Consider the following 24,990-nt stretch of genomic DNA (forward strand, 5'->3'; position numbering starts at 1 on the left):
AGCCGACCCTAGCCGCCCAGGGTAGGCAGAGCGGAATAGACCGAACGGGCGTCGGGCCCTCGGGTCGGCACGCTACCGTCCGAGCATGACCGACATCCCTGACGGCGCCCTGCACGTCGTGGCCACGATCCCGATCGATCCCGCGAAGTCGGCCGAGGCCGCCGCCGCCCTCTCCGAGCTCGCCGCGGCCACCCGCGAGGAGGAGGGCTGCTACGCGTACGACGTCTACGAGTCGGCGTCCGCGGCCGGCACCTTCGTGACCGTCGAGGCCTGGCGGGCCCAGGAGGACCTGGACGGGCACATGGCGACGCCGCACATCGCCAAGGCGTTCGAGGTCCTCGGCCCCGCCATCGCGGGCGACATCGCGATCCACCCGCTCAAGCCGGTCTGATCCCGAGGACCTCTCGGAGGTGCGGCCACGCGGCCGCACCCAGTCGCTGCGGCGCGCCGTCGTCCCCGCCGACCTCGTAGGGACGACGCGGGTCCGGCGGTGCCTCCCCCGGGAGCACCACGGGATGGCCCGCTCGCGGGTCGTGGACGACGACGGTCGCCAACCCGGCACGGGCTCGCCGCGCCACGATGTCGTCGGCGGCCCGGGCGCTCGCCCACACCCGGTCGTCCCCACCCGTGACGAGCACCAGCTCGCCCCGGAAGAGCTCGACCGGGATCGTCGCCGCCGCGACGGTCTCGGCACCGGCGAGCTCCCGGCTCCGCTCGTAGAGCTCGACGAACGCGGGGCTGGCCGTCGACGGCTCCCACGCCCGGTCCAGCGGCACGAACGGGACCGGTCGGCCCTGCCGCGTCCACTTGCTGCGCCGCGGGTCGGCGTCGTCGAGGTGCTGCCCCTCCCAGACCACGTCCGTCGGGGCCAGCGCGACGACGGCGTCGACCCGGTCGTCGAGGCACGCGGTCAGCAGCGCGGCCTCGGCGCCGTACGAGAGGCCGATCAGCACGACCCGCTCGCACTCGCGCGCCAGCAGGTCGATCGCCTCGGTGAAGGTCTCCAGCGGCACCTCGCACGCCACCGGCGGCTGCCCGGCGCCTCCGAACCACCGCAGCGCGAGCGCCGTCACGCCGTACGACGCGAGCAGGTCGGCCCGGCCGGCGTCGAGGCGACCGCTCGAGCCGGCGAGCACCAGCGCCCCGGTGCCGTTCGGCACGGCGGGCCGGGCCCAGTGTCGATCGGCGTCGTCGATCAAGGGCGGACGTGCACGACGGACTTGCCGAGCGTCCTGCGCTGCTCCATGTCGATCAGCGCCTGGCCGAAGCCGTCGAGGTCGTACGTCGCGCCGATCGGCGGCTTGATGACGCCGGACTCCATCATCGGCAACAGCTCGGACCACTGCTGCTGCATGTAGCCGGGACGCATCATCGCGAACGCGCCCCAGCCGACGCCGCGGACGTCGACGTTGTTGAGCAGCAGGCGGTTGACCTTCACCTCGGGGATGCCCTGGCCCGCGGCGAACCCGACGACCAGCAGGCGGCCCTGGGTGGCCAGCGAGCGCAGGGAGTCGGTGAAGACGTCGCCGCCGACGACGTCGACGACCACGTCCACGCCGCGGCCACCGGTCACCTCCTTGACCGCGTCGCGGAAGCCCTCGAGGAGCACGGTCTCGTCGGCGCCGGCGTCGCGCGCGATCGCCGCCTTCTCCTCGGTGCTCACGACGGCGATGGTGCGGGCGCCGTACCCCTTCGCGACCTGGATGGTCGCCGTGCCGACACCGCCGGCGGCACCGTGCACGAGGACGGTCTCGCCCGCGCGGAGGTGGCCGCGCTCGGCCAGCGCGAACTGGGCGGTCAGGTAGTTCATCGGGAGCGCGGCGCCCTCGTCGAACGAGAGCCCGTCGGGCAGCGCGAACGTCGTGTCGGCGGGGCTGGCGACCAGGTCGGCGGCGTTGCCGTAGCCGGCGACCCCGGCGACCCGCTGGCCCGGGGCGAAACCCTCAGGCCCGGAGACGACCACCCCGGCGAAGTCGACCCCGAGGGTGAACGGCGGCTCGGGCTTCAGCTGGTACTCACCCTTGCTCAGCAGCAGGTCGGGGAACGAGATGCCGACGCTGTGCACCTCGACGAGGACCTCGCTCGGCTGTGGGGTGGGCTCGGGGACCTCGTTGACGACGACGTCGGCGGGACCGGTGGGCGTGACGACCTGGACAGCGCGCATGCGCCCGAGGCTAGCGGCCGGTCGGTCGCTCAGCGCGGCTGGACCAGCCGGTTCATCTCGAAGTGCATCGGGTCGGTGTAGCCCCAGTCGCCGCCCCAGGTGAAGCCCCAGCTCTTGAAGATGGCGACCACGCCGCGGTCCATCTGCCCGGCCGTGCCGCGCTGGTTGCCCGGGGTGTTGAGGTCGAGCGCGAGCCCGAACGCGTGGTTGGACAGCGTCGTCGAGCCGGCGATGAAGCGCGGGTAGTAGCAGCCGGCGTACTCACCGGGATGGATCTTGTCGGCCAGGCCCTGCGCCTGCACCGCCTGGAGCGCCGCGATGAGCTGCGGGAAGATCGCCTTGTTGCAGGTGACGCTGCCGAGGATCGGCACGGTCTGGGTGGTGATGTGCTCGGCCACCCATGCCGGGTCGGGCGCGATGTGGCCGCCGCCGAGGACGGTGTAGCGGTAGGTGCCGACCGCGTCGGCGATGGTGCCGACGACGACCGCGGTCTGCACCACGTCGGGATCGAGTCCGTAGCGGGCGATCGCGTCGGTCATCTGCACCGACGAGCCGGTGTCGTGCAGCAGCTGCTTGATGGGAGCGCGCAGCGTGATCGGCGCGGTGCCGCCCGTGCGGATCAGGAGCGCGTTGCCGGGCGTCAGGTCGAGGTCGGGGATCCAGGTGTCGTTGACGACGGCGTCCACCTCCAGCGCCTGGGGCGCGTAGGCACCGATGTGCACGGCCGGCGCGTCGTCGGCGCTCCCGAGGCGGAGGAAGTCGTTGTCGTCGACGGGCAGCTTCTTCGCCGTCGCGCGAGCGAGCGCGAGCTCGCCGTCAGCGACCCGCGCCCAGACGTCGCCGCTCTGCGCGCTGCCGTCGGGCGTGTAGTTCCGGTACGTCGCGGGATCGACCGCGGCGACGTTGATCGCCCGGTTCTCGATGACGGCCTGGCCGAGCGCGATCTGCTCCACGTCGGTCACGCCGGGGAGCCGCCGGATCGCGTCCACGATGCTGTCGTCGAGGGTCTTCGAGCCCGTGACGATGATGTCGGACGGCGCGATCTGGCCGGTGCGCGTGCCCGGCTTGTCGATCGCGTGGGCCGGGTCGAGGGTGGGGGTGCTCTGCGGCGTGCTGCTCGCCGAGCCGCTCGCGGAGGCGGACGTCGTACCACTGCCGGCGGTGCCCGGCTGGTCGTCGGCGTGCATGTCCGACCCGTCGCACCCGGCCGTCAGGGTCGCGGCCAGGAGCGCGACGACGGCCAGCGCGGCGCGACTGCGTGCGCGTCCCATGGCGCTCCTCCCCCCGGTGGCTGAGGCTCCAGGGTAGGCGGGCGCGCCCCAGGAGTCAGGCCGACCAGCGAACCGCCTCGGTGGCGAGGTCGGCCGGCGAGTAGACGCCGGCCAGGTCGGGCCGTCGGCCGAACAGGTCCGACAGGGCACGGACGTGGCTCGACGCGCGGACCTCCGCGAGGACCGTCGGCTCCTCGGTCGAACGGGTCTCCGGTGCTGCAGCAGTCATGTCGACTCCCCCTTCCCGCCCGAGCGTCGATCGGCGCGGGCGATGATCCAGGTGGCGGTGTACGCCGCTCCTGCGGCCAGGAGCTCGACGTACCGGTCGATGACCAGGAGCACGCTGAGCGTCCCCACGGACACGACCGTGAAGACCGACCACCAGGGGTCGACGTCAGTTGGCTCCTCCACACGAGAAGTCTACTGACTTTATCGAGTTACTGCACCTGCGAATCTGGTCACGCGGACCAGCGCACCGCCTCGGCGGTGACGTCGGCCGGCGAGTACACGCCCGCCAGCTCCGGGCGCCGCACCAGCAGGTCGGACAGCCCGCGGGCCCGGGTGACCGCACGCGGCTCCCACGCCGGTGTCGTGTCGTCCTTCTGCTGCATCGTGAGCAGGGTCCCCATGCGCTCGTCGTCGGTCATCGTGCTTCCCCGTTCTCCCTCGGTCCTCGGTGGACCGTCCCCTTCGGTGATCGGCAGCCGGCGCCGCCTGACCAGGGTTGTGCCCGCTGATCCCGCCCTCCAATCCGCCCTGACGACATGTCTGGACCTGCCCGCGCCCGCGGTGCGAGGTGGTGGGATGGGGGCGTGGACCGACTCCAGCGCTTCCCCGAGCAGGGCGTGACGGAGCGCGCCGCCCTCGACGACCTCCTCGACTCCCAGTGGGTCGGCGTGCTGTCCTGCGTGGCCGACGGCCGGCCGCTCGCCGTGCCGATGCTCTACGCGCGCGACGGCGACCGGATCCTGCTGCACGGCTCGACCGGAGCCGGCGCCCTACGCCGGGTCGCGGCCGGTGCACCGGCGGTGCTCACCGTGTTCGCCCTCGACGCCCTCGTCGTCGCGCCGACGACGTTCGAGTCGTCGGTCAACTACCGCTCGGCGACGGTCCGCGGGCCGCTGGAGACACTGTCCGACGAGGCGCGGGAGGCCGCGCTGGACAGGTTCTCCGAGGTGCTGGTGCCGGGTCGTACGACGGAGGTGCGCCCGCCGAACCGCAAGGAGCTGGCCGCCACCCTCGCGCTGTCCCTGCCGATCCGCCCGGACGGGTGGCTGCTCAAGGTCGCCGACGACTGGCCGGCCACGCCCGAGGAGGCCGACGCCGACCCGGACGTGTGGAGCGGGCTGGTGCCGGTGCGGACCGTCCTGGATCCGCCGGTGCCGGCACCGGCGGCCACCGGACTGCCGGTGCCGCCCTCGGTCGATCAGCTGGTGGCGCGGCGCAGCGCCGGTCGCGGCATCACGACGTAGAGCAGCGAGCCGAGCAGGCCCAGCAGCACGATCAGCAGCACCCACAGCAGCTTGCTCTGCCCGGCAGCGTCCCACCGGCGGTCGTCGTACCGCAGGGCGTCGACCAGGCTCCAGATCCAGAGCACGGTGCCGACGAGCGCGACGAGCACGAACACGAGGAAGAACCCGGCGGGGATGAGGAAGTTCGTCTCCTCGACCGAGATGAGCGCCCTGGGCGGACCCTACTGCCGGCGCCTGATCTCCGCATTGATCGCGGGCACGACCTCGTGCAGGTCGCCGATCACGGCGTACGACGCCTTGGTGACCATCGGGGCGTCCGGGTCGGTGTTGATCGCGAGGATGTGCTTCGCGGTCGAGCAGCCGGCCCAGTGCTGGATGGCGCCGCTGATGCCGCACGGGATGTAGAGGTCCGGCGAGATCCGCGAGCCCGTCTGGCCGACCTGCTCGTGGTGCGGACGCCAGCCGAGCGAGGTGACGACGCGGGAGACGCCGAGCGAGCCGCCGAGCAGGTCGGTGAGCTCGAGCAGGTCGGCGAACCCCTCGGAGCTGCCGGCCCCGCGACCGGCGCCCACGACGACCTTCGCCGACTTGAGGGTGCCGGACAGGTCGGGCTCGGGCTCCTCGCTCGACACGACGCGGGCGACCAGGTCGGCGGCCGCGACCTCCGGCGCGTGGACCTGGACGTCGGCCGGGCCCGGCGTCGCTGCCGGGACCGCCTCGACGGCGTGCCCGGCGACCGTGAAGACCGCCGGCCGGTCGCCCAGCCGCATCTCCTCGAGGGCCGCGCCACCGACGACCTGACGGGTGACGACGAAGGGCGCCAGGCCGCTGAAGGACAGCACGTTGGCGGCCATGGCGACGCCTTCGCGCGCGGCGACGTGGGCCATCACCTCGTTGCCCCGGGGCGTCCCGGCGGCCATCACCACGACCGAGCTGCCGCGCACGCCCTGGATGCCGGACGCCCACGCGGCCCCGGCGTACGACGCGAACGCCTCGCCGGTCAGCGCGTGCACCGTGCGGACGCCGTACGACGCGAGCGTGGCGACCAGGTCGGCCGACGGCTCGCCCACGACGACTGCGTCGACCGGCACGCCGCCGCCCGCCTCGGACAGGGAGCGGGCGAACGTGATCGCCTCGCGGGAGACCTCGACCGCCTCCCCCGACGGCGTCGTCTCGACCAGCACCACGATCATCGGGCCAGCACCCCCAGCTGCTCGAGCAGGTCGACGACGGCCGGAGCGGCGTCCGCGCCCTTGCCGAGGATCTGCACGTCGGAAGGAGCGGGAGGGGGAAGCAGCAGCCGGACCCGGCCCGGCCCGGTCGGCTCCGCGGTGGGTCGGCGCTCGTCGATCGCGACCTTCTTCGCCTTCATCCGGCCGGGTACGGTGGGGTAGCGCGGCTCGACCCCGCCCTCCAGCACGGTGACGACGGCGGGCAGCGGGACGCGGTAGGTCTCGTGACCGTCCGGGCCGGCCCCGCTGGCGGTGACGACACCGTCGGCGACCGACACGGTCGAGACTCCGTTGACGACCGGCCAGCCCAGCTCGTAGGCGAGCCGGATGCCGACCTGGAAGTCCCCGCTGTCGGCGGCATCGTTGCCGAGCAGCACCAGGTCGTGACCGCCGTCGCGCGCGACGGCGGCGATCTCGCGGGCAACGTCCGCGGGCCCGAAGGTCTGCGGGTCGGCGACGACGTGCACCGCGGCCGTGCACCCGACCGCCAGGGCGGCGCGCAGCTGCTCGACCGCGTCGGCGTCGCCGAGCGTCATGACGGTGATCTCGCCGCCGATCTGCACGGCCAGCTCGACGGCACACTCCTCGTGCGCGCTCGTCGTGAAGCCGGCGTACCGACCGTCGACGGCCTGGCCGTCCTCGGTCAGCACGACCTCGCTGGACGAGTCGACGACCCGCTTGATGCAGACGAGCGTCGTCATCGGATGCGGTCGTTGGTCGGGTCGAGCAGGGCCGTGGCGTCGACCGAGCCGACGGTCACCGGGTAGAGCTCCTCCATGTAGGAGACGGCGAGCTGGTTGCCGATCGAGGCCTCGGCCGGCGGCAGGTAGGCCAGCAGCACGTGCTTGCCCAGCGACGGCGCCGAGCCCGCGGTCGTCACGTAGGGGTGGTGCCCGTGGCCGTCGGTCAGCGGCTCGCCGGACCGGGTCAGGATCGGCTCACCGCCGAGCATGTAGCGCTTCACGCCGCTGGCCGAGGTGTGGTCGTCCACGACCAGGGTGCAGAGCACCGACTGGACCGGCGCGTCGCGCTGGGCGAGGTAGGCCTCCCGGCCGACGAAGTCGGCGGCCTTCACCTTCGGCCGCTGCATGCCCGCCTCGACGATGGAGCGCTCGGAGTCGAGCTCGTAGCCGAAGGCGCGGTAGCCCTTCTCGATCCGGCCGGTGGTGCCGTAGACGCCGATGCCGACCGGTACGGCGCCGTGGTCGGCACCGGTCTCGAGCAGCGTGTCCCAGAGCGCGGCCGCGTCGTCCATCGCGACGTACAGCTCCCAGCCGAGCTCGCCGACGTACGAGATGCGCGACGCGAGCACGGAGACGCCACCCACGGTGATCTCACGGCAGGTCAGGAAGCCGAAGCCCTCGTCGGAGACGTCGTCGTCGGTGAGTGCCGAGAGGATGGTGCGGGCCTTCGGGCCCCAGAGCCCGATGGTCGACACCTCGTCGGTGCGGTCGGTGATGGTGGTGCCGTCGTCGGTGAGCTGGTTGCCGAACCACTGCAGGTCGGCGCGGCCGTGCGCTCCGCCGGTCACGACGCGGAAGTGGTCCTCGCCCAGCCGCATCACGGTCAGGTCGGAGAGGAAGCCGCCCTTGGCGTCGAGCACCGGCGTGTAGATCACCTTGCCGACCGCGACGTCGCACTGTGCGACGCACGTGCGCTGCACGGTGTCGAGCGCTCCGGGCCCCTCGATGTCGAAGACCTGGAACGCCGACAGGTCGATGACGCCCGCCGCCTCGCGCATCTGGAGGTGCTCGGCGTTGATGATCGGGCTCCACCAGCGGGCGTCCCACTCGTGCTCGCGCGGCATCGTCGCGTCGCCGTACTCCTCGAGGAGGCCGGCGTTGGACTCGTACCAGTGCGGCCGCTCCCAGCCCGCGGTCTCGAAGAACATCGCGCCGAGCTTCTGCTGCGCGGCGTGCATCGGCGAGAGGCGCTGGTCGCGGTCGGACTCGTACTGCTCGGCCGGGTGGATGATCCCGTAGGTCTTGATGAACGACTCGGTGGTGCGCAGGCGGGTGTGCTCGCGGCGCATCTGGTGCGGGTGGAAGCGCGCGATGTCGCTGTGGTGGACGTCGATCTCGCTGTGCCCGTGGGTCATCCACTCGGCGACCGCGCGGCCGACGCCGGGGCCCTCCTTGATCCAGACCGCGGCCGCCGTCCAGAGGCCCTTGACCAGGCTCTCGCCCAGGATCGGGTTGCCGTCGCAGGTCAACGACAGGAGCCCGTTGATCGCGTAGCGCATCTCCGCACCCTCGGCGCCGAGCAGCTCGGGCATCAGCTCGTAGGCCTGCTCGAGCTGCGGGTCGAAGTCGTCGGAGGTGAAGGGCATCTCGGTCGGTGACAGCTTGGCCTGCTCGATCGAGGGGATGTCCTCCGGCTCGTGCAGGATCGCGCGGTGCGCGTAGGAGCCGACCTCCATGTCGGCGCCGTGCTGGCGCTCGTAGCAGAACGTGTCCATGTCGCGGATGATCGGGAACGAGATCTCGCCCTCGCGCTCGGCGAGCTGCGGGCACGGCCCGACGCTGATCATCTGGTGCACCGCCGGCGTGAGCGGGATCGAGATCCCTGCCATGTCGCCGATCTTGGGGCTCCACACGCCGCAGGCGATGACGACGTACTCCGCCTCGATGTCGCCGCCGTCGGTGCGCACCCGACGGATCCGTCCGTCCTCCACGTCGAGGCCGACGACCTCGACGGTGGGTACGACGGTGAGCGCGCCGGACTCCAGCGCCTTCTCGCGCATGATCGTGCCGGCGCGCAGCGAGTCGACGACCCCGACGCTCGGGGTCCAGAAGGCGCCGATGAACTGGTCGGTCTCGATGAAGGGCACCTTCTCCTTCACGAACTCCGGGCTCACCAGCTCGGCCTCGATGCCCCACGCCTTCGCGCTCGACATCCGGCGGCGCAGCTCCTCCATCCGCTCCTCGGTGCGGGCCAGCTCGAAGCCACCGGACTCGGTGAAGACGCCCATCTCCTTGTACTGCCGCACGGAGTCGAGCGTCAGGTCCGTGATCTCCCGGGAGTGGTCCACCGGGAAGATGAAGTTGGAGGCGTGGCCCGTCGAGCCGCCGGGGTTGGGCAGCGCGCCCTTGTCGAGCTGCACGATGTCGCGCCAGCCGAGCTCGGCGAGGTGGTGCACGAGGCTGTTGCCGACGATGCCGGCGCCGATGACGACGACCTTCGCGGAGGCGGGGACGTTGGCCATGAGGCCCTCCGAACTGCTGCTTCGTTGTTGCGTAATCCGCAACGCGATTCGTATTACGGAACTACCTCAAGGATCACCCGTGTGCGGTCGGGCGGTCAAGCCCGCCGCTGCGGGTTTCACCGGCTGACCGCCGACCCCCGCACGACGCGCCGGTTGCGTACGGCGTGTCGTGCGGGCTCTGGCGGCTGACCGGTGAAACCCGCACGGCCGATCAAGCGACCCGACCGGCTACTTGAGCCAGGCGTCGACCTTGTCCTGGTTGGCGTCGACCCACTTCTTGGCCGCGTCGTCCGGGTCCATCTGGTCCTGGGCGATGTACTTGGCCACGAGGTTCTGGTCGTCGTTGGTCCAGGTGAAGTTCTTGACCAGGTTGACGGCCGGGCTGCCGGACTTCATCCACTCGGTGGAGACGATCTTGTTGAGCGGGTACGGCGGGTAGTCGCAGGCCACCTTCTCCGGGTCGGCGTCGCAGCCGTCCGTGTACTTCGGCAGGTTGACCTTGACCAGCGGAACCTCGGCGAGGAACCACTGCGGCTCGTAGAAGTAGCCGATCATCGGCTTCTTGTTCTCCTCCGCGGTGCGGAAGGCCTCGATCAGCGCGTCCTCGCTGCCGGCGTACACGACCTTGTAGTCGAGCTTCAGGTTCTTCACCAGCGCCTCGTCGTTGGTCACGAACCCGGGGTCGCCGTCGAAGAGCGTGCCCTTGTCGCCCGACTCGGAGGTCTTGAACAGGTCGGCGTACTTGTTCAGGTTGTTCCAGTCGGTGATGTCGGGGTACTTGTCCGCCATCCACGGCGGGACGTACCAGCCGATCACTCCGTCGTTGCCGGTCAGGCCGGCGTCCTCGGCGCTGCCGTCGCCCTCGCCGGCGAAGTACTTCTTCTCGAGCTCCGGGTGACCCCAGTTCTCGATGACGACGTCCACGTCCCCGCTGCCGAAGCCCTTCCAGGAGACCTGCTCGTCCAGGTCCTTGTAGCTCACGGTGCACCCGAGCTGCGTCTGGGCGACGTAGCCGACCACGTGCGCGTCGGCCTCGAAGCCGACCCACGGGTTCACGGCCATGTTGAGGTCACCGCAGTCCTTGGTGGCCCCGGCCGGGGTGTCGGCGTCCTTGATGGAGTCGCCACCACACGCACCGAGCGCGAGTGCCGACGTCGTAGCCAGTGCCGCGAGCACCGCTTGTGTGCGCTTGACTCTCATCGTTGACCTTTCTTTCCCTTGGTGAGGTTCATCTGAGGCCCGCCCAGGCGGGCCGCCGGAGCAAGGGCTTCTTCTGCTGCCACGTCGACGACGCGCCCGCACGCGCGGCGCCGTACGTCGTGATCCGGTCGAGCATGATCCCGAGCAGCACGATCGTGATCCCGGCGGCGAGGCCCCGGCCGACGTACTCGGACTGCCGGAAGCCCTTCACGATGTCGAAGCCGAGCCCGCCGGCGCCGACCATGCCGCCGATGACGACCATCGACAGCACGTAGAGGAGGCCCTGGTTGGTCGCGAGCAGCAGCGAGCCGCGGGCCATCGGCAGCTGCACCTTGGTGATCTCCTGCCAGCGGCTGGCGCCGGTGGAGCGGGAGGCCTCGAGCGTCTCGGGCGAGACCCCGCGGATGCCGTCGGCGACCAGCTTGGTGGCGATCGGGACCGCGTAGATGACCGCAGCGATGATCGCGGTGAACCGGTTGGGGCCGAAGAGGATCAGCACCGGGATCAGGGGGACGAACGGCGGGATCGTCTGGCCGGCGTCGAGGAGCGGGCGGACCGCTCGGTCGACGCCGATGCTGCGGCCCATGGCGACGCCGAGCACGACCGCGATCACGACGACGATCGCCGTCGCCACCAGGACGGAGGTCAGCGTGACCATCGCGTTGTACCAGAGGTCCAGCAGGTAGATGCCGGCCAGGCACACGGCGGTCGCGACCAGCGCGCGCACGCCGCCGACGATGGCGGCGATCAGCAGGATGGCCACGGCGGTGACGAACCACGGCGACTCCGCGACCAGGCTCTGCACCGGGTTGAGGAACCACTCGGTGAAGTTGTTCTGGATCGAGGCGGTGAAGCTCGAGAGGTTGGTGCGCAGCCAGTCGCCGAAGTCGTCGACCGCGTTGCGCAGCGGTGTCCCGAGGTCCGGGTTCGCCGGGAACTCGTTGGCCCAGACCTGGACGTGGGAGAGGTAGACCGCGATCAGGGTGCCGACCGTGCCCGCGGCGAGCACCATCCGCCGGAGCCGCCGACCGCGGTCGCCGGCACGCCGGGCCTGCTCGGAGCGGACGCTGGCCGCGGTCGTCGTGCGGTCGAGCATCACCGCCGCGATGACGATGCAGAGGCCGGCGACGAAGGAGGTGCCGAACTGGCCGCGCTTGAGGCCGTCGATCACCGGCTGCCCCAGGCCCGGGCCGTTGATGTACGCCGCGATCGTCGCCATCGCCAGCGCCGCCATGATCGTCTGGTTGACCCCGACGATGATGGTCCGCTTGGCGAGCGGCAGCTCGACCTTGACGAGGCGCTGGAGGCGACCCTGGCCGAGCGAGTCGGTGGCCTCGAGCACCCCGCTGTTGACGGTGCGCAGGCCGTGCGCCGAGATCCGGATCACCGGCGGCGTCGCGTAGACGAGCGTGACCATGATCGCCGCCGCGGGGCCGATGCCGAACAGGATGCTGAACGGCAGCAGGTAGACGAACGACGGCATCGTCTGCATGACGTCGAGGATCGGCGTGACGATCGCCGAGACGGCCTTGCTGTGCGCCATCCACACCCCGAGAGGGATGCCGGCCACGCAGGCGATGAGGACCGAGAAGAGCGTGATCAGCAGGGTGTCGACGGAGTCGGTCCAGTAGCCGAGGAAGCCGAACAGGAAGAAGGACGGCACCACCAGCAGCACCATCCGCCACCCGGCGATCGCGAAGGTGACCAGGGCCGCGATCGCGATCGTGCCGAGCCAGCCGATCTGCGGCAGCGGACGCGGGTACGGCGCCACCGTGAACAGGTGCTGGAGCCAGGTGAAGATCGAGTCCATCGCATCGGCGAACCCGCTCACCACCCGGGCGATCGCGTTGGACTGCGCGGAGAACGCCTCGGCGACCGACTCGCTCAGGTCCTGGAGCCAGCCGTGGACGTCGGTGCGCGTCGAGGTGCTGATCTCCAGCGTGTGCATGCCCTCGGTGACCGACCAGACGACGATCCACACCACGACGACGGCCAGCAGCGCCCACAGTCGCGGCCGCGCGCGCAGCATCGCGGCGACCCGGCTCTCGTTGCGGATCCGGGCGGCCGCGGTGGTCGTCGCGGTGCTCATGCTGTGGCTTCCTCCGCGACGACGACCCTGAGGATGTCCTCGTCGTCGACGACGCCGACGAGGGTGTCACCGTCGACCACCCGGCACGGCCCCTGGTGGTCGAGCACGGTGCGCGCGGCGTCCCGGACGACCTGGTCCGCCTGGAGGACGGGGCCGTCCACCGTCCCGTCGGGCTCGCGCATGACCCACTTCAGGGTGAGCACGTGCGACTTCGGGACCTCCGAGGTGAAGTCGCGGACGTAGTCGTCCGCGGGGGCGCCGACGACCTCGTCCGGCGTACCGATCTGCACCATCGCCCCGTCGCGCATGATCAGGATCCGGTCGCCGAGCTTGAGCGCCTCCTGGAGGTCGTGGGTGATGAAGACCATCGTCTTGCCGAGCTCGTGGTGGAGCCGGATCACCTCGTTCTGCATGTCCCGCCGGATCAGCGGGTCCAGCGCCGAGAACGGCTCGTCGAAGAGCAGCAGCGACGGGTCGTTGGCCAGCGCGCGGGCCAGGCCGACGCGCTGCTGCATGCCACCGGACAGCTGGTCGGGGTAGGAGAGCTCGTAGCCGGACAGGCCGACGAGCTGCACGATCTCCTCGGCCTTCGCCCGGCGCTCCTTGCGACCGACGCCGCGGATCTCGAGCCCGTAGGCGACGTTGTCGATCACCTGGCGGTGCGGCAGCAGGCCGAAGTGCTGGAAGACCATCGAGGTGTGGGTGCGCCGCAGGTCGCGCAGCTCCGACTCGCTCGCCTTCACGATGTCGTGGCCGTCGATGACGACCTCGCCCGCAGTGGGCTCGATCAGTCGGGTCAGACAGCGCACCAGCGTCGACTTGCCGGAGCCCGACAGGCCCATGACCACGAAGACCTCGCCGGGCGCGACGTCGAAGGACACGTCCTTCACGCCGACGACGCAACCGGTCTTCTCCTTGAGCTCGGCGCGGGACAGGTCGGCGTCCGGCGTGCCGATGATCCCGTCGGCCCCCTTGCCGAAGATCTTCCAGAGGTTCTTGACCGAGAGGGCGGAGTCACTCATGAGATCTCCTCGTTGCGGCTGTCGCCGGGCGGGTAGAGCGGCGTGCCGTCGCGGTAGCGGTAGTACGGCACGTCTGCGGGCGGGAGCGGCGTGTTGCCCGCGATCAGGTCGGCCGCCTTCTCGGCGACCATCATCACGGGGGCGTAGATGTTGCCGTTGGTGACGAACGGGAAGACCGAGGCGTCGACGACGCGCAGGCCCTCGACCCCGTGCACCCGCATCGTGGCCGGATCGACGACGGCCATCTCGTCGACGCCCATCTTGGCCGTGCACGAGGGGTGGAGTGCGGTCTCGGCATCGGCGCGCACCCAGTCGAGGATCTGCTCGTCGGTCTCGACGTCCTTGCCGGGCGAGAGCTCGCCGTCGTTGTACGGCGCGAACGCGGGCTGGTTGAGGATGTCGCGCGCGACCCGGATCGCCTCGACCCACTCGCGCTTGTCGTTCTCGGTCGAGAGGTAGTTGAAGAGCAGCGACGGGTGCACGTTCGGGTCGCGGCTCCTGATCCGGACGTGGCCGCGGGTGTCGGCGTACATCGGGCCGATGTGCACCTGGTAGCCGTGCCCCTCGGTCGGCGCGGAGCCGTCGTACCGGATCGCGACCGGCAGGAAGTGGAACATCAGGTTCGGGTAGTCGACGTCCTCGTTGCTGCGCGCGAAGCCGCCGCCCTCGAAGTGGTTGGTGGCGCCGAGCCCCCGGCGGTGCACCAGCCACTGGTAGCCGATGCCCGGGCGCTTGCGCCACTTCAGCCCGGGCGCGATGGAGACCGGCTGCTTCGACGCGTACTGGATGTAGACCTCGAGATGGTCCTGGAGGTTCTCGCCGACGCCGGGCAGGTGGTGCACCAGGGGCACACCCTGCTCCTTGAGCAGGCCCTCGTCACCGACGCCGGACAGCTGGAGCAGCTGCGGGGTGTTGATCGCGCCGCCACAGAGGATCACCTCGCCGGCATGCGCCGTACGACGGAGCCGGCCGCCGCGCAGGTAGTCGACGCCGACGGCACGCCTGCCTTCGAAGCGGACCTGCGTGGCCATCGCGAGCGTCTCGACGGTGAGGTTCTTCCGGTGCCGCACCGGGTGCAGGTAGGCCCGCGCGGCGGAGAGCCGGCGACCGCGGTGCAGGTTGCGGTCGAAGCGCGCGAAGCCCTCCTGGCGGTAGCCGTTGACGTCATCGGTGCGCGGGTAGCCGGCCTCGACGGTCGCGTCGAAGAACGCCGCGAAAAGCGGGTTGTCGGCCGGACCCCGCTCCAGCACGAGCGGGCCGTGGCCGCCGCGCCAGTCGTCGGCGCCGGCCAGGCAGTTCTCCATCTTCTTGAAGTAGGGCAGGCAGTGGAGGTAGTCCCACTCCTTCATGCCCGGCTCGGCTCCCCAGCGTTCGTAGTCGAGCGGGTTGCCGCGCTGGAAGATCATCCCGTTGATCGAGCTGGAGCCGCCGAGCACCTTGCCGCGGGCGTGGAAGACCCGGCGGTTGTTGAGGTTCGGCTCCGGGTCGGTCTCGTACTTCCAGTCGTAGAGCCGGTTGCCGATCGGGAAGGGCAGGGCAGCGGGCATGTGGATGAACGGGTCGATCCTGAAGTCCGAGCGACCGGCCTCGAGCACCAGCACCGATGTGCCCGGGTCGGCGGAGAGCCGGTTGGCGAGCGCGCAGCCGGCGGAGCCACCGCCGACGATGACGTAGTCGTACCGATCCTGGCTCATCCGCCGAACCACCGTTGCTCGGCCGGGCGGATGTTGTGCCAGACGTGCTTGGTCTCGCGGTACTCCGCCAGCCCGGCCTCGCCGAGCTCGCGGCCGAAGCCGGACTGCTTGTAGCCGCCCCACTCGGCCTGCGGCACGTACGGGTGGTAGTCGTTGATCCAGACCGTGCCCATCCGCAGCCGGCCCGCGACCCGCTGGCCCTTGCCCGCGTCCTGGGTCCAGACCGCGCCGGCGAGGCCGTAGATGCTGTCGTTGGCGATGCGTACGGCGTCGGCCTCGTCGGTGAACGTCTCGACCGTCAGAACCGGGCCGAACGACTCGTCCTGGGTGACCGACATCGAGCTGGTGCAGCCGTCGAGGATGGTCGGCAGGTAGTAGAAGCCGTCGGCCAGCGTCGGGTCGTCGGGGCGGGCGCCGCCCAGACGGAGCACGGCGCCCTCGGCGACCCCGCGCGCGACGTACGCCTCGACCTTGTCGCGGTGGGCCGAGCTGGTGAGCGGCCCGGTCTCGGCCTTGTCGTCGAAGGGGCCGCCGAGCCGGATCGTGGCGGCCCGCTCGACCAGCCGGTCCATGAACTCGTCGTGGATCGACTCCTCGACCACCAGCCGCGCGCCGGCGGAGCAGACCTGGCCCGAGTGCAGGAAGACCGCGGTCAGCGCGAAGTCGAGGGCGACCTCGAGGTCGGCGTCAGCGAACACCACGTTGGGGTTCTTGCCGCCGAGCTCGAGTGCCACCCGCTTCACCGTCCCGGCGGCGGCCGCCATCAGCCGCCGGCCGGTCTCCAGACCGCCGGTGAAGGAGACGAGGTCGACCCGGGGATCGGTCGACAGCGGGGCGCCGGCGGTCGCGCCCGCGCCGAGCACCAGGTTGCCGACACCGGCCGGGAGGCCGGCCTCGGCGAGCAGCCGCATGAGGTGGATCGCGGTGTGCGGCGTCAGCTCGCTGGGCTTGAGGACGAAGGTGTTGCCGGCTGCGATGCAGGGGGCGACCTTCCACGAGACCTGGAGGAGCGGGTAGTTCCAGGGCGTGATCAGCGCGCAGACCCCGACGGGCTCGTGCACGATGCGGCTGACGACGTCGGGGTTGCCCGTGTCGACGACCCGGCCGGCGTCCTCTGCGGCGACCCGTCCGTAGTGGCGGAACACCGACACCACGTCGGCGATGTCGTAGCGGCTCTCGACCAGGCGCTTGCCGGTGTCGAGCGACTCCATCCGGGCCAGGTCCTCGGCATCGCGCTCGAGCAGGTCCGCCAGCCGCAGCAGCAGGTCGCCGCGCTCGCGGCTCGACGTGTCCCGCCAGGACCCGTCGTGGAAGGCCGTGTGTGCCGCGGCGATCGCCGCCTCGGTGTCCTCGGGGCCGGCCTCGTCGACCTCGGCGACGAGGCTGCCGTCGGCGGGGCAGCGGATCTCGCGGCGTGCGCCACCCCGCGCGCTCACCCACGCACCCTCGACGTAGAGCTCTGCCACCGGCACCCACTCTCACACCACGGCGTTGCGTATGACGCAACTGGTTGCTGCCCGCGCAACCCATTGGTGTTCCCGAGGATGCTGTCAGGTCACCGTGCCGTCAAGGGCCGGACGCCGGATGTAACTCAACATTGACGTCAGCGCTGGCCCCAGCCGAGGCGGTGCGAGACCTCGCCGGCCGCCTCGACGAGCAGTGGCAGGACGTCCGCGACCCGCTCCTCGGAGAGTCGGAACGTCGGCCCGGAGACGCTCATCGAGGCGATCACGTCGCCGTGCGCGTTGCGGATCGGGGCGGCCGCGGCGGTGAGGCCCTCCTCGAGCTCGTCCATCGCGACGGCGTACCCCTGCTCGCGAACGAGGGCCAGCTCCTCGCGGAGCTTGCCCTTCTTGGTGATCGTGGTCGGGGTGTAGCGCGAGAGGGTGCCGAGCAGCTCCTGCACCCGGCCGTCGTCCAGACCACTGAGAAGGACCTTGCCGTTGCTGGTCGCGTGCAGCGGGATGTGCTGGCCGACCCAGTTGTGCGGCTGGAGCGCGGACGATCCCGCGACCTGGTCGAGGTAGAGGGCCGAGCTCTCCGAGAGCACGGCGATGTTGACGGTCTCGCCGGTGTCGGCCGCGAGCTGGCGGCAGACGGGCCGCGCCTCCTGCACCAGGTCGAGCCGGGCGGTGGTCGCGCCCGCGAGGCGCAGGACGCCGACGCCGAGGCGGTAGCGGCCTCGGTCGGACGTCTGCTCGACGAGCCGGTGCGCCTCCAGGGTGCTGACCAGGCGGAAGGCCGTGCTCTTGTGGACGCCGAGCTCGCCGGCGATCTCGGTGACCCCGGCCTCCCCGACGCGGGCCAGCACCTCGAGGATGGTGAGCGCGCGATCGACCGACTGGACGCCGGCGCTGCCCTCGCTCATAGGCGCAGACTAGCGGAGGGCTTGTTGCGTATTACAGACTGCGTTTCGGCCAGCGCAACGACTCATAAGGTGGTCCCGTGCCCAACCTCGCCACTCCGACCGTCGCCGCGGGGGACTACGTCCTCATCCTCTCCTGCCCGGACCGGCCCGGCATCGTGCACGCCGTCTCGGGCTTCCTGGTCGCGCACGGCGGCAACATCGTCGAGAGCCAGCAGTTCGGCGACCGCCTGACCGACCGCTTCTTCATGCGCATCGACTTCGAGGTGCCAGGCCCGAGCGAGGCGGGCGCCCTCCGGGAGGCGTTCGCGCCGGTGGCCGAGGAGTTCGAGATGCGCTTCGAGCTCTGGGACGCGAGGGCGCCGTACCGCACCCTGATCATGGTCTCCAAGCACCTCCACTGCCTCAACGACCTGCTCTTCCGGGCCAGCACCGGCTCGCTCCAGATCGACATCCCCGCCGTCGTCTCCAACCACCCGGACGCCGGCGCGCTCGCCGCGTCGTACGGCGTCCCCTTCCACCACGTGCCGGTCACGCCGGACACGAAGCCCGAGGCCGAGGCCGAGCTGATGCGGCTGGTCGACTCGTACGGCGTGCACCTGGTCGTCCTCGCCCGCTACATGCAGGTGCTGTCCGACGACCTGTGCCGGTCGCTGTCGGGCCGCGCGATCAACATCCACCACTCGTTCCTGCCGAGCTTCAAGGGCGCCAAGCCCTACCACCAGGCCTTCGACCGCGGCGTGAAGCTCGTCGGCGCGACCGCCCACTACGTCACCGGCGACCTCGACGAGGGCCCGATCATCGAGCAGGACGTGATGCGCGTCGACCACGGCTACGACCAGGACCAGCTGGTCTCCGCCGGCCGCGACGTCGAGGCCCAGGTCCTCTCCCGCGCCGTCCGCTGGCACTCCCAGTCGCGGGTGCTGCTCAACGGCGCCCGCACCGTCGTCTTCCGCTAGCCGTCAGTCGCCCAGCTCCGCCCGACGCCGTACGACGTAGGCCTCGAGCGCCTCGCGGATCGCCTCGTCGAGGGGCGGCTGCTCGTACTCGTCGAGCCTCTTCTTGTAGATGTCCGCGGCGCGGGCGGCGGTGTCCTTGGCGCCGCCCCGCATCCAGCGCTCGTAGTTGTCCGACGAGTTGAGGAACGGGCGGTAGAAGCAGGTACGGAAGCGCTCCATCGTGTGCATGGCTCCGAGGAAGTGGCCGCCGTGGCCGACCTCCTCGTGCGCACCGAAGGCCATCGAGTCCTCGTCGATCTCCAGCGGGGTGAACTCGTGCTGGAGCATCTCGACCAGCTGGGCGTCGATGACGAACTTCTCGAAGCCGGCGACCAGGCCGCCCTCGAGCCAGCCGGCGGAGTGCATGACGAAGTTCGCGCCGGCCAGGAAGGTCGGCATCATCGTCATCAGCGCCTCGTAGCCGGCCTGCGCGTCGGGCACCTGCGAGGACGTGAGCCCGCCGCCGGTGCGGAAGGGCAGCCCGAAGTGCCGCGCGATCTGGCCCGTGCAGAGCAGCCCGATGCCCGACTCCGGGGTGCCGAAGGTCGGCGAGCCGGACTGCATGTCGATGTTGGAGAGGAACGACCCGAACACCACCGGGCAGCCGGGCCGGATCAGCTGGGAGAGCGCGATCCCCGACAGCGCCTCGACGATCTGCTGGACCAGGGCGGCCGGGATCGTCACCGGGGACATCGCGCCCATCAGGATGAACGGCGTCAGGATCACGGGCTGGTTGGCCGAGGAGTACTCGAACTGCGCCTCGAGCATCCGGTCGTCCCAGCGCAGCGGCGAGTTGCAGTTGATCAGCGAGATCAGGGCGGGGGTCTGCTCGATCGACTCCCGGGAGCCGAAGAGGATCTCGGTCATCGCGATCGTGTCCGCGGCGTTGACGCCGGAGACCACGTTGCCCATGTAGATCTTGTCCGTCAGCGTCTGGAGCGCGTAGGTCATGTCGAGGTGCCGGCTGTCGAGCGGCGTGTCGTTGGGCTCCGTGATCACGCCTCCGGCGGAGTCGAGCACCGAGAAGCTCTGGGCGAGGCGGGTGAAGTTCTTGAAGTCGTCCATCGTCCCGTCGCGGCGGACCTCACCGTCGCGGACGAACGGCGGGCCGTAGACCCCGCTGAACACCATCGAGTCGCCGCCGACGTGCACCGAGTTCGCGGGGTTGCGGGCCTGGAGGTCGAACTCACGCGGCGCCTTGGCCACCTGCTCGAGCACCCAGTCAGGGTCGAGGAAGGCCGTCTTGTCCTCCACACGCTGACCGGCCGCGCGGAAGAGGTCGAGCGCCCGGTCGTCCATGAACTCGACGCCGATCTCGGTCATCAGCCGGCGCCAGCCGCGGTCGAGCGTGGCCATCGCGTCCTCGGACAGCACCTCGTAGCGCGGCATCTGGTTGCGGAACATCGGTCCTCCTGCCTAACCTCATCATGTGGGACCAGAGTTCCACATCATGGAACCTCACGGAAGCGCAGAGCGGAAGCCATGGCTGAGGCAAGCACCGGAACGCAGGCGGTCGACCGGGCCGCCCAGCTGGTGTCGACCGTCGTGCACGCCGACGCACCCCTCTCCTTCGCCGACCTCCAGGAGGCCAGCGGCCTCGCGAAGTCGACGACCTCGCGGATGCTCACCGCCCTCGAGCGCACCGGCCTGGTCGAGCGCGACGCCTCCGGGTCGTACGTCGCAGGCTCGCTCTTCTGGCTGTACGCCGCCCGCCACGACCCGTGGGAGGAGCTGGTCCGCCTGGCCCGCCCCGCGATGGAGCGCATCGGCGACGACACCCACGAGACCGTCCACCTGAGCGTCACCCGGGGCGAGAAGGTCGTGCAGGTCGCCCAGGTCGACTCCCGCTACCTGCTCGGCACCCGGGACTGGACGGAGATCGAGGTGCCCGCGCACACCTCGGCGCTCGGCAAGGTCTTCTACGCGTGGGGCGCCCTGCCCGTGCCGGTCGGTCCGCTGGAGGCGCTGACCGACGACACCCTGACCACGCCCGAGTCGCTGCGTCGCGACGGCATCGCCACGCGCAGGCGCGGCTGGGCGATCACCCACGACGAGCTCGAGGTCGGCCTCACCGGCATCGCCGTACCCGTCCAGGGTCCGCGCGGTGACGTGGTCGCAGCACTCGGCGTCTCGGGACCCACCACACGACTCGAGGCCAGCCTCGAGGAGATCGGCAAGCACCTGTCGTCCCACGCCGCGCAGCTCTCCCAGCTGCTGCGCGGCCGAGCACCCAAGGAGGGTGTGGCATGACTCCTGACGAGATCCTGCAGGGCCTGTACGACGAGACCCTGGTCGGCAACGCACCGCGTGTCCTCGAGCTCACCGAGGACGGCCTGACCCTGGGCATGGAGCCGCAGACGCTGCTCTTCGACGCCCTCATCCCCTCGCTCGAGGAGGTGGGCGCGCGGTTCGAGCGCGGCGACTTCTTCGTGCCGGAGATGCTCATCGCGGGTCGCGCGATGGCCGGCGCGATGGAGCGGTTGCGGCCGCTGCTCGCCGAGACCGGCGTGCAGACCATCGGCAAGTTCCTGATGGGCACGGTCAAGGGCGACGTCCACGACATCGGCAAGAACCTCGTGAACATCATGCTCGAGGGCGCCGGCTTCGAGGTGATCGACCTCGGCGTCCAGGTCGCGCCGGAGAAGTTCGTCTCCGCGATCGAGGAGCACCAGCCCGACATCGTCGGCTTCTCGGCGTTCCTCACGACCACGATGCCGATGTTCAAGGCCAACATGAACGCGCTCGAGAAGGCCGGCCTGCGCGACTCGGTCGTCGTCATGGTCGGCGGCGCCCCGGTCACCCAGGAGTACGCCGACGCGGTCGGTGCCGACGGGTACGCCGCCGACGCGTCCGCCACGGTCAAGAAGGCCAAGTCCCTGCTCGAGGAGCGTCGCGCGAAGGTCCCCGCATGACGCACGAGACGGTCCTGCGCGGCACCGGGTCCGAGGTCGTCATCGGTCACGGCCGGCGCTTCTGCCTGATCGGCGAGCGGATCAACCCGACCGGCCGCCGGATCTTCCAGGAGCAGCTGCGCGCCGGTGACCTCTCCGCGATCGAGCGCGACGTGCAGGCCCAGGTCGAGGGCGGCGCCGACGTCCTCGACGTCAACATGGGCGTGCCACTGACCGACGAGGCCGACCTGCTCGCGCGCGCGATCCAGCTGGTGCAGAGCCGCACCGACAAGCCGATCTGCATCGACTCCTCGGTCATCGAGGCGCTCGAGGCCGGCCTCGCGGTCTACCAGGGCCGCGCCCTCGTCAACTCGGTCACCGCCGAGGACGACCGGCTCGCCGCCATCCTCCCGCTGGTCAAGAAGTACGACGCAGCGATCATCGCGCTGCCCAACGACCACGACGAGATCCCGATGGAGGCCGACAAGCGCCTCGACCTGACGGCCAAGATCATCCGGGTCGCCACCGAGGAGTACGGCATCGCGGCCGCCGACATCGTGATCGACCCGCTCGCGATGCCGATCGGCGCCGACACCACCACCGCCCTGGTGACCTTCGAGACCATGCGCCGGATCCGCGACGAGTTCGGGGTCAACATGACCTGCGGTGCGTCCAACACCTCGTTCGGCATGCCCGACCGGCACACCCTCGGCGCCGCCTGGCTCCCGATGGCGATGACGGCCGGCCTGACCAGCGCGATCATGGACACCCGGACTCCGCAGATCGTCGAGGCGGTCAAGGCCGCCGACGTGTTCCTCGACCACGACGAGTGGGGCATGGCCTGGATCGCGGCGCACCGCGCGAAGGCCGCAGCCACGGCATGAGCACCCCACGAAGTTCTGGTCTTCCCCCGCTTCGCTCCTCCAGCCCACAACTTCGCGGGGACCCCGCATGAACGACGGCACCGGTCGCGTCGACCTGAGCTTCACCGTCGAGGAGGCCCAGCGCACCGTGCGCGTGCCGCCGGGCGTCACCGTGTTCGACGCGGCGTCGTGGAACGGCATCGCGATCGACTCCACCTGCGGCGGCCACGGCACCTGCCACAAGTGCAAGGTGCGCGTGGAGGGCAGCACGCCCATCACGCGCCACGACCTGAAGACGTTCACCCGCGACCAGCTCGACGAGGGCTGGCGGCTGGCCTGCCTCGTGAACGCGACCCGCGACCTGGCCGTCGACGTGCCCCCGCTCACCACGCGCCCCAAGGCCGCGACCGTCGGCGTCGGTCGCCAGGTGATCCTGCGACCCGCGATCCAGAAGCGGTACGTCGAGCTCGACGAGCCCACGCTCGCCGACCAGCGCACCGACCTCGACCGGCTGCTGGCCGCGATCGACGACCTCGAGCCGGTCGCCGACCTGCACGTCCTCCGCCGGCTGCCGACCGTGCTGCGTGCCGCCGACTTCAAGGTCACGGCGGTCATCGTCGACGAGGCGCTCGTCGACGTCGAGCCGGGTGACACCACGACCGCGCAGTACGCGATCGCCTTCGACCTCGGCACCACCACCGTCGTCGCGACGCTGCTCGACGTCGCCACGGGCACGCCGGTCGCCGTGGCGTCGATGCTCAACCGGCAGCAGCCGTTCGGCGGCGACGTGATCACCCGGATCAGCGCCACCATGATGGATCCCGACGCGCTCGGCCGCCTGCAGGTCGCGGCCTCGGAGTCCCTGTCCACGCTGGCGATCCAGGTCTGCACCGAGGGAGGGGTCGACCCCGCCCACGTCTACGAGGTCGCGATCGCAGGCAACGCGACGATGACGGCGCTGCTCCTCGGCATCGACCCGGAGCCGCTGGGCGTGGCGCCGTTCATCATGTCGTCGCCCCAGCCGCCCGACGTGCTCGCCTCGGAGATCGGCCTGAGCCTCCACCCGCGTGCCCGCGCCACGCTCTTCCCCGCGCTCGGGGCCTACGTCGGCGGCGACATCGTCGCCGGGATGCTGGCCTCCGGCATGGACCGCGACAAGCGCACCCGGCTCTTCATCGACGTCGGCACCAACTGCGAGATCGTGCTCAGCGACGGCGACCGGATCCTCTCGACGGCAGCGCCCGCGGGCCCGGCGTTCGAGGGTGGCGCGATCCGCTGCGGCATGCGCGCCGCCGACGGCGCGATCGAGGTCGTGAAGATGGGCGACAGCGACAACCCCGTCGAGCTCGGCGTCATCGGCGACGTCGAGCCGAAGGGTCTGTGCGGCTCCGGCCTCGTCGACGCGGTCGCCGAGCTGGTCAAGGTCGGGCTGCTCGACGCGTCGGGTCGCTACGTGCCCGAGGAGGTCGCCAAGGAGGTCGCGCCCGCGCTCGCCGACCGGCTCACGATGATCGGCCAGGAGCGGGTCTTCGTCCTGCACCGGCCGAGTCCCGGCGCCGAGCCGGAGGACTGCGTCGTGCTCTCGCAGCGCGACGTTCGCGAGCTCCAGTTCGCGAAGGCAGCCATCTCGACCGGCTGGTCGCTGCTCCTCGAGGAGCTCGGCCTGGAGCACCGTGACGTCCAGCAGGTGCTGCTCGCCGGCTCGTTCGGCAGCTACCTGTCGGCCGCCTCCGCCGTCCGCATCGGACTGGTGCCGAAGCTCCCCGTGCTGCGCATCGTCGCCGCCGGCAACGTGGCCGGCGAGGGCGCGAAGATGGCGCTGCTCTCGGTGCGCGAGCGGGCCGGCGCCCGGGCGCTGCTGGAGGAGGTGACGTATGTCGAGCTCTCCGACCGCCCCGAGTTCAACGACCGCTTCGTCGACCAGCTCGGGTTCTAGGACCGCGCTCATCGCCTGCGGCGCGATCGCCCAGCCCTGCAAGGAGATCGCCGACCGGCACCACTGGCCCGTCGACGTGCACCCGCTACCTCCGCTGCTGCACAACCAGCCCCACCTGATCGCCGCGGAGGTTCGCCGGCTCGCACGCGACCTCGCCCCGTCGTACGACACCGTGGCGGTCGGGTACGCCGACTGCGGCACCTACGGTGCCCTCGACGCGGTCTGCGAGGAGCTCGGCCTGGCGCGGCTGCCCGGGCTGCACTGCTACGACGTGTTCGCTGGTGCCTCGCGGATCGAGGAGTTCTTCGCCGACCAGCCCGGCACCTACCTGCTGACCGACTTCCTGGTGCGGTCCTTCGCGCGCACGGTGATCCAGGAGCTCGGCCTCGACCGGCACCCCGACCTGCGCGACACCTACTTCGGCCACTACACGCGGGTCGTCTGGCTCGCCCAGCAGCCGGACGACGAGCTGCGCGCGCTGGCCGAGGACGCCGCCGCGCGGATCGGGCTGCCGCTCACCGTCGTCGAGACCGGCGACGCGCGACTGGAGGCGGCGCTGGCGGCCCTGGTCGGGTCGTGATGCCGGGT

25 protein-coding genes are annotated in these 24,990 nt (G+C 71.0%); 8 read left to right on the top strand and 17 right to left on the bottom strand.

The annotated features are described in order from the left end of the window. The first annotated feature begins 85 nt into the window (after nucleotides 1-85). Nucleotides 86-391 carry a putative quinol monooxygenase gene (locus ASC77_RS15815; RefSeq protein WP_056154972.1) on the top strand — a complete coding sequence of 102 codons (306 nt, stop codon included), beginning with the start codon at nucleotides 86-88 and terminating at the stop codon, nucleotides 389-391. Here ASC77_RS15815 and ASC77_RS15820 read toward each other — a convergent pair. From ASC77_RS15820 to ASC77_RS15840, 6 genes are read right to left on the bottom strand one after another with little or no spacing between them, the layout of a single operon-like run. Beyond that, nucleotides 378-1,199: an alpha/beta fold hydrolase gene (locus tag ASC77_RS15820; protein WP_200952352.1), complete on the bottom strand. Its 822-nt coding sequence runs from the start codon at nucleotides 1,197-1,199 to the stop codon at nucleotides 378-380. The genes ASC77_RS15815 and ASC77_RS15820 overlap by 14 nt on opposite strands. Beyond that, nucleotides 1,196-2,164: an NADPH:quinone oxidoreductase family protein gene (locus tag ASC77_RS15825; RefSeq protein ID WP_056154975.1), complete on the bottom strand. Its 969-nt coding sequence runs from the start codon at nucleotides 2,162-2,164 to the stop codon at nucleotides 1,196-1,198. Before ASC77_RS15825 ends, ASC77_RS15820 begins: the two co-directional genes overlap by 4 nt. 29 nt (nucleotides 2,165-2,193) lie before the next feature. Continuing rightward, entirely contained in the window at nucleotides 2,194-3,435 is a 1,242-nt protein-coding gene (locus ASC77_RS15830) for a M15 family metallopeptidase (protein WP_056154979.1), read from the bottom strand. Nucleotides 3,436-3,490: 55 nt separating this feature from the next. Then, on the bottom strand, nucleotides 3,491-3,664 hold the full coding sequence (locus ASC77_RS26715; RefSeq protein ID WP_156391126.1) for a hypothetical protein: 174 nt from the start codon (nucleotides 3,662-3,664) through the stop codon (nucleotides 3,491-3,493). Beyond that, nucleotides 3,661-3,846, bottom strand: coding sequence for a hypothetical protein (locus tag ASC77_RS15835; RefSeq protein WP_056154982.1), 186 nt, complete (start codon nucleotides 3,844-3,846; stop codon nucleotides 3,661-3,663). The genes ASC77_RS26715 and ASC77_RS15835 overlap by 4 nt, the downstream gene beginning before the upstream one ends. 47 nt (nucleotides 3,847-3,893) lie before the next feature. Then, a complete protein-coding gene (locus tag ASC77_RS15840; RefSeq protein WP_056154985.1) occupies nucleotides 3,894-4,082 on the bottom strand; it encodes a hypothetical protein in 189 nt (62 codons plus the stop codon). A 165-nt stretch (nucleotides 4,083-4,247) separates the two neighbouring features. On the opposite strand from ASC77_RS15840, the gene ASC77_RS15845 reads away from it, so the two are divergent. Then, nucleotides 4,248-4,907, top strand: coding sequence for a pyridoxamine 5'-phosphate oxidase family protein (locus tag ASC77_RS15845; protein ID WP_056154988.1), 660 nt, complete (start codon nucleotides 4,248-4,250; stop codon nucleotides 4,905-4,907). On the opposite strand, the gene ASC77_RS15850 is transcribed toward ASC77_RS15845, so the two are convergent. The 10 genes from ASC77_RS15850 to ASC77_RS15895 form a co-directional block, all read right to left on the bottom strand. Further along, nucleotides 4,862-5,062, bottom strand: a complete 201-nt coding sequence (locus ASC77_RS15850; RefSeq protein ID WP_056154990.1) for a PLDc N-terminal domain-containing protein — start codon at nucleotides 5,060-5,062, stop codon at nucleotides 4,862-4,864. The two genes, ASC77_RS15845 and ASC77_RS15850, sit on opposite strands and share 46 nt — an antisense overlap. Before the next feature lie 66 nt (nucleotides 5,063-5,128). Then, the gene (locus ASC77_RS15855; protein WP_056154992.1) at nucleotides 5,129-6,100 is read right to left on the bottom strand and encodes an electron transfer flavoprotein subunit alpha/FixB family protein; all 972 of its coding nucleotides are present in this window, start codon (nucleotides 6,098-6,100) and stop codon (nucleotides 5,129-5,131) included. Further along, the gene (locus tag ASC77_RS15860; protein WP_056154995.1) at nucleotides 6,097-6,840 is read right to left on the bottom strand and encodes an electron transfer flavoprotein subunit beta/FixA family protein; all 744 of its coding nucleotides are present in this window, start codon (nucleotides 6,838-6,840) and stop codon (nucleotides 6,097-6,099) included. Before ASC77_RS15860 ends, ASC77_RS15855 begins: the two co-directional genes overlap by 4 nt. Continuing rightward, nucleotides 6,837-9,344 carry a GcvT family protein gene (locus ASC77_RS15865; protein ID WP_056154996.1) on the bottom strand — a complete coding sequence of 836 codons (2,508 nt, stop codon included), beginning with the start codon at nucleotides 9,342-9,344 and terminating at the stop codon, nucleotides 6,837-6,839. Before ASC77_RS15865 ends, ASC77_RS15860 begins: the two co-directional genes overlap by 4 nt. Before the next feature lie 228 nt (nucleotides 9,345-9,572). Next, nucleotides 9,573-10,544, bottom strand: a complete 972-nt coding sequence (locus ASC77_RS15870) for an ABC transporter substrate-binding protein (protein WP_056155000.1) — start codon at nucleotides 10,542-10,544, stop codon at nucleotides 9,573-9,575. 28 nt (nucleotides 10,545-10,572) lie between these two features. Beyond that, entirely contained in the window at nucleotides 10,573-12,633 is a 2,061-nt protein-coding gene (locus ASC77_RS15875; protein WP_056155003.1) for an ABC transporter permease, read from the bottom strand. After that, nucleotides 12,630-13,655 (bottom strand): quaternary amine ABC transporter ATP-binding protein, encoded by a 1,026-nt coding sequence (locus tag ASC77_RS15880; RefSeq protein ID WP_056155006.1) that lies wholly within the window; start codon nucleotides 13,653-13,655, stop codon nucleotides 12,630-12,632. Before ASC77_RS15880 ends, ASC77_RS15875 begins: the two co-directional genes overlap by 4 nt. Then, the gene (betA, locus tag ASC77_RS15885; protein WP_056155009.1) at nucleotides 13,652-15,349 is read right to left on the bottom strand and encodes a choline dehydrogenase; all 1,698 of its coding nucleotides are present in this window, start codon (nucleotides 15,347-15,349) and stop codon (nucleotides 13,652-13,654) included. Before betA ends, ASC77_RS15880 begins: the two co-directional genes overlap by 4 nt. Beyond that, a complete protein-coding gene (locus tag ASC77_RS15890) occupies nucleotides 15,346-16,815 on the bottom strand; it encodes an aldehyde dehydrogenase family protein (protein ID WP_056156515.1) in 1,470 nt (489 codons plus the stop codon). Before ASC77_RS15890 ends, betA begins: the two co-directional genes overlap by 4 nt. A gap of 137 nt (nucleotides 16,816-16,952) precedes the next feature. Then, on the bottom strand, nucleotides 16,953-17,717 hold the full coding sequence (locus tag ASC77_RS15895) for an IclR family transcriptional regulator (RefSeq protein WP_056155012.1): 765 nt from the start codon (nucleotides 17,715-17,717) through the stop codon (nucleotides 16,953-16,955). Nucleotides 17,718-17,794: 77 nt separating this feature from the next. On the opposite strand from ASC77_RS15895, the gene purU reads away from it, so the two are divergent. After that, a complete protein-coding gene (gene purU / locus ASC77_RS15900) occupies nucleotides 17,795-18,673 on the top strand; it encodes a formyltetrahydrofolate deformylase (RefSeq protein ID WP_056155016.1) in 879 nt (292 codons plus the stop codon). Nucleotides 18,674-18,676: 3 nt separating this feature from the next. Here the strand turns inward: purU and ASC77_RS15905 are convergent, their stop codons facing one another. Further along, the gene (locus ASC77_RS15905) at nucleotides 18,677-20,116 is read right to left on the bottom strand and encodes a trimethylamine methyltransferase family protein (RefSeq protein WP_056155018.1); all 1,440 of its coding nucleotides are present in this window, start codon (nucleotides 20,114-20,116) and stop codon (nucleotides 18,677-18,679) included. Between the two features lie 78 nt (nucleotides 20,117-20,194). Here ASC77_RS15905 and ASC77_RS15910 point away from each other — a divergent pair, with 78 nt between their 5' ends. The 5 genes from ASC77_RS15910 (at nucleotide 20,195) to ASC77_RS15930 (ending at nucleotide 24,982) form a co-directional block, all read left to right on the top strand. Further along, on the top strand, nucleotides 20,195-20,962 hold the full coding sequence (locus ASC77_RS15910) for an IclR family transcriptional regulator (RefSeq protein ID WP_056155021.1): 768 nt from the start codon (nucleotides 20,195-20,197) through the stop codon (nucleotides 20,960-20,962). Next, complete coding sequence (locus ASC77_RS15915) at nucleotides 20,959-21,624, top strand: corrinoid protein (protein ID WP_056155024.1); 666 nt, start codon at nucleotides 20,959-20,961, stop codon at nucleotides 21,622-21,624. Before ASC77_RS15910 ends, ASC77_RS15915 begins: the two co-directional genes overlap by 4 nt. Next, complete coding sequence (locus ASC77_RS15920; protein ID WP_056155027.1) at nucleotides 21,621-22,487, top strand: dihydropteroate synthase; 867 nt, start codon at nucleotides 21,621-21,623, stop codon at nucleotides 22,485-22,487. Before ASC77_RS15915 ends, ASC77_RS15920 begins: the two co-directional genes overlap by 4 nt. Nucleotides 22,488-22,554: 67 nt before the next feature. Then, on the top strand, nucleotides 22,555-24,402 hold the full coding sequence (locus ASC77_RS15925; protein WP_056155028.1) for an ASKHA domain-containing protein: 1,848 nt from the start codon (nucleotides 22,555-22,557) through the stop codon (nucleotides 24,400-24,402). Next, entirely contained in the window at nucleotides 24,341-24,982 is a 642-nt protein-coding gene (locus ASC77_RS15930; RefSeq protein ID WP_082574814.1) for a DUF1638 domain-containing protein, read from the top strand. The genes ASC77_RS15925 and ASC77_RS15930 overlap by 62 nt, the downstream gene beginning before the upstream one ends. Nucleotides 24,983-24,990 lie beyond the last annotated feature (8 nt).

The organism is Nocardioides sp. Root1257 (assembly GCF_001425175.1).
Taxonomy (GTDB): Bacteria; Actinomycetota; Actinomycetes; order Propionibacteriales; family Nocardioidaceae; genus Nocardioides.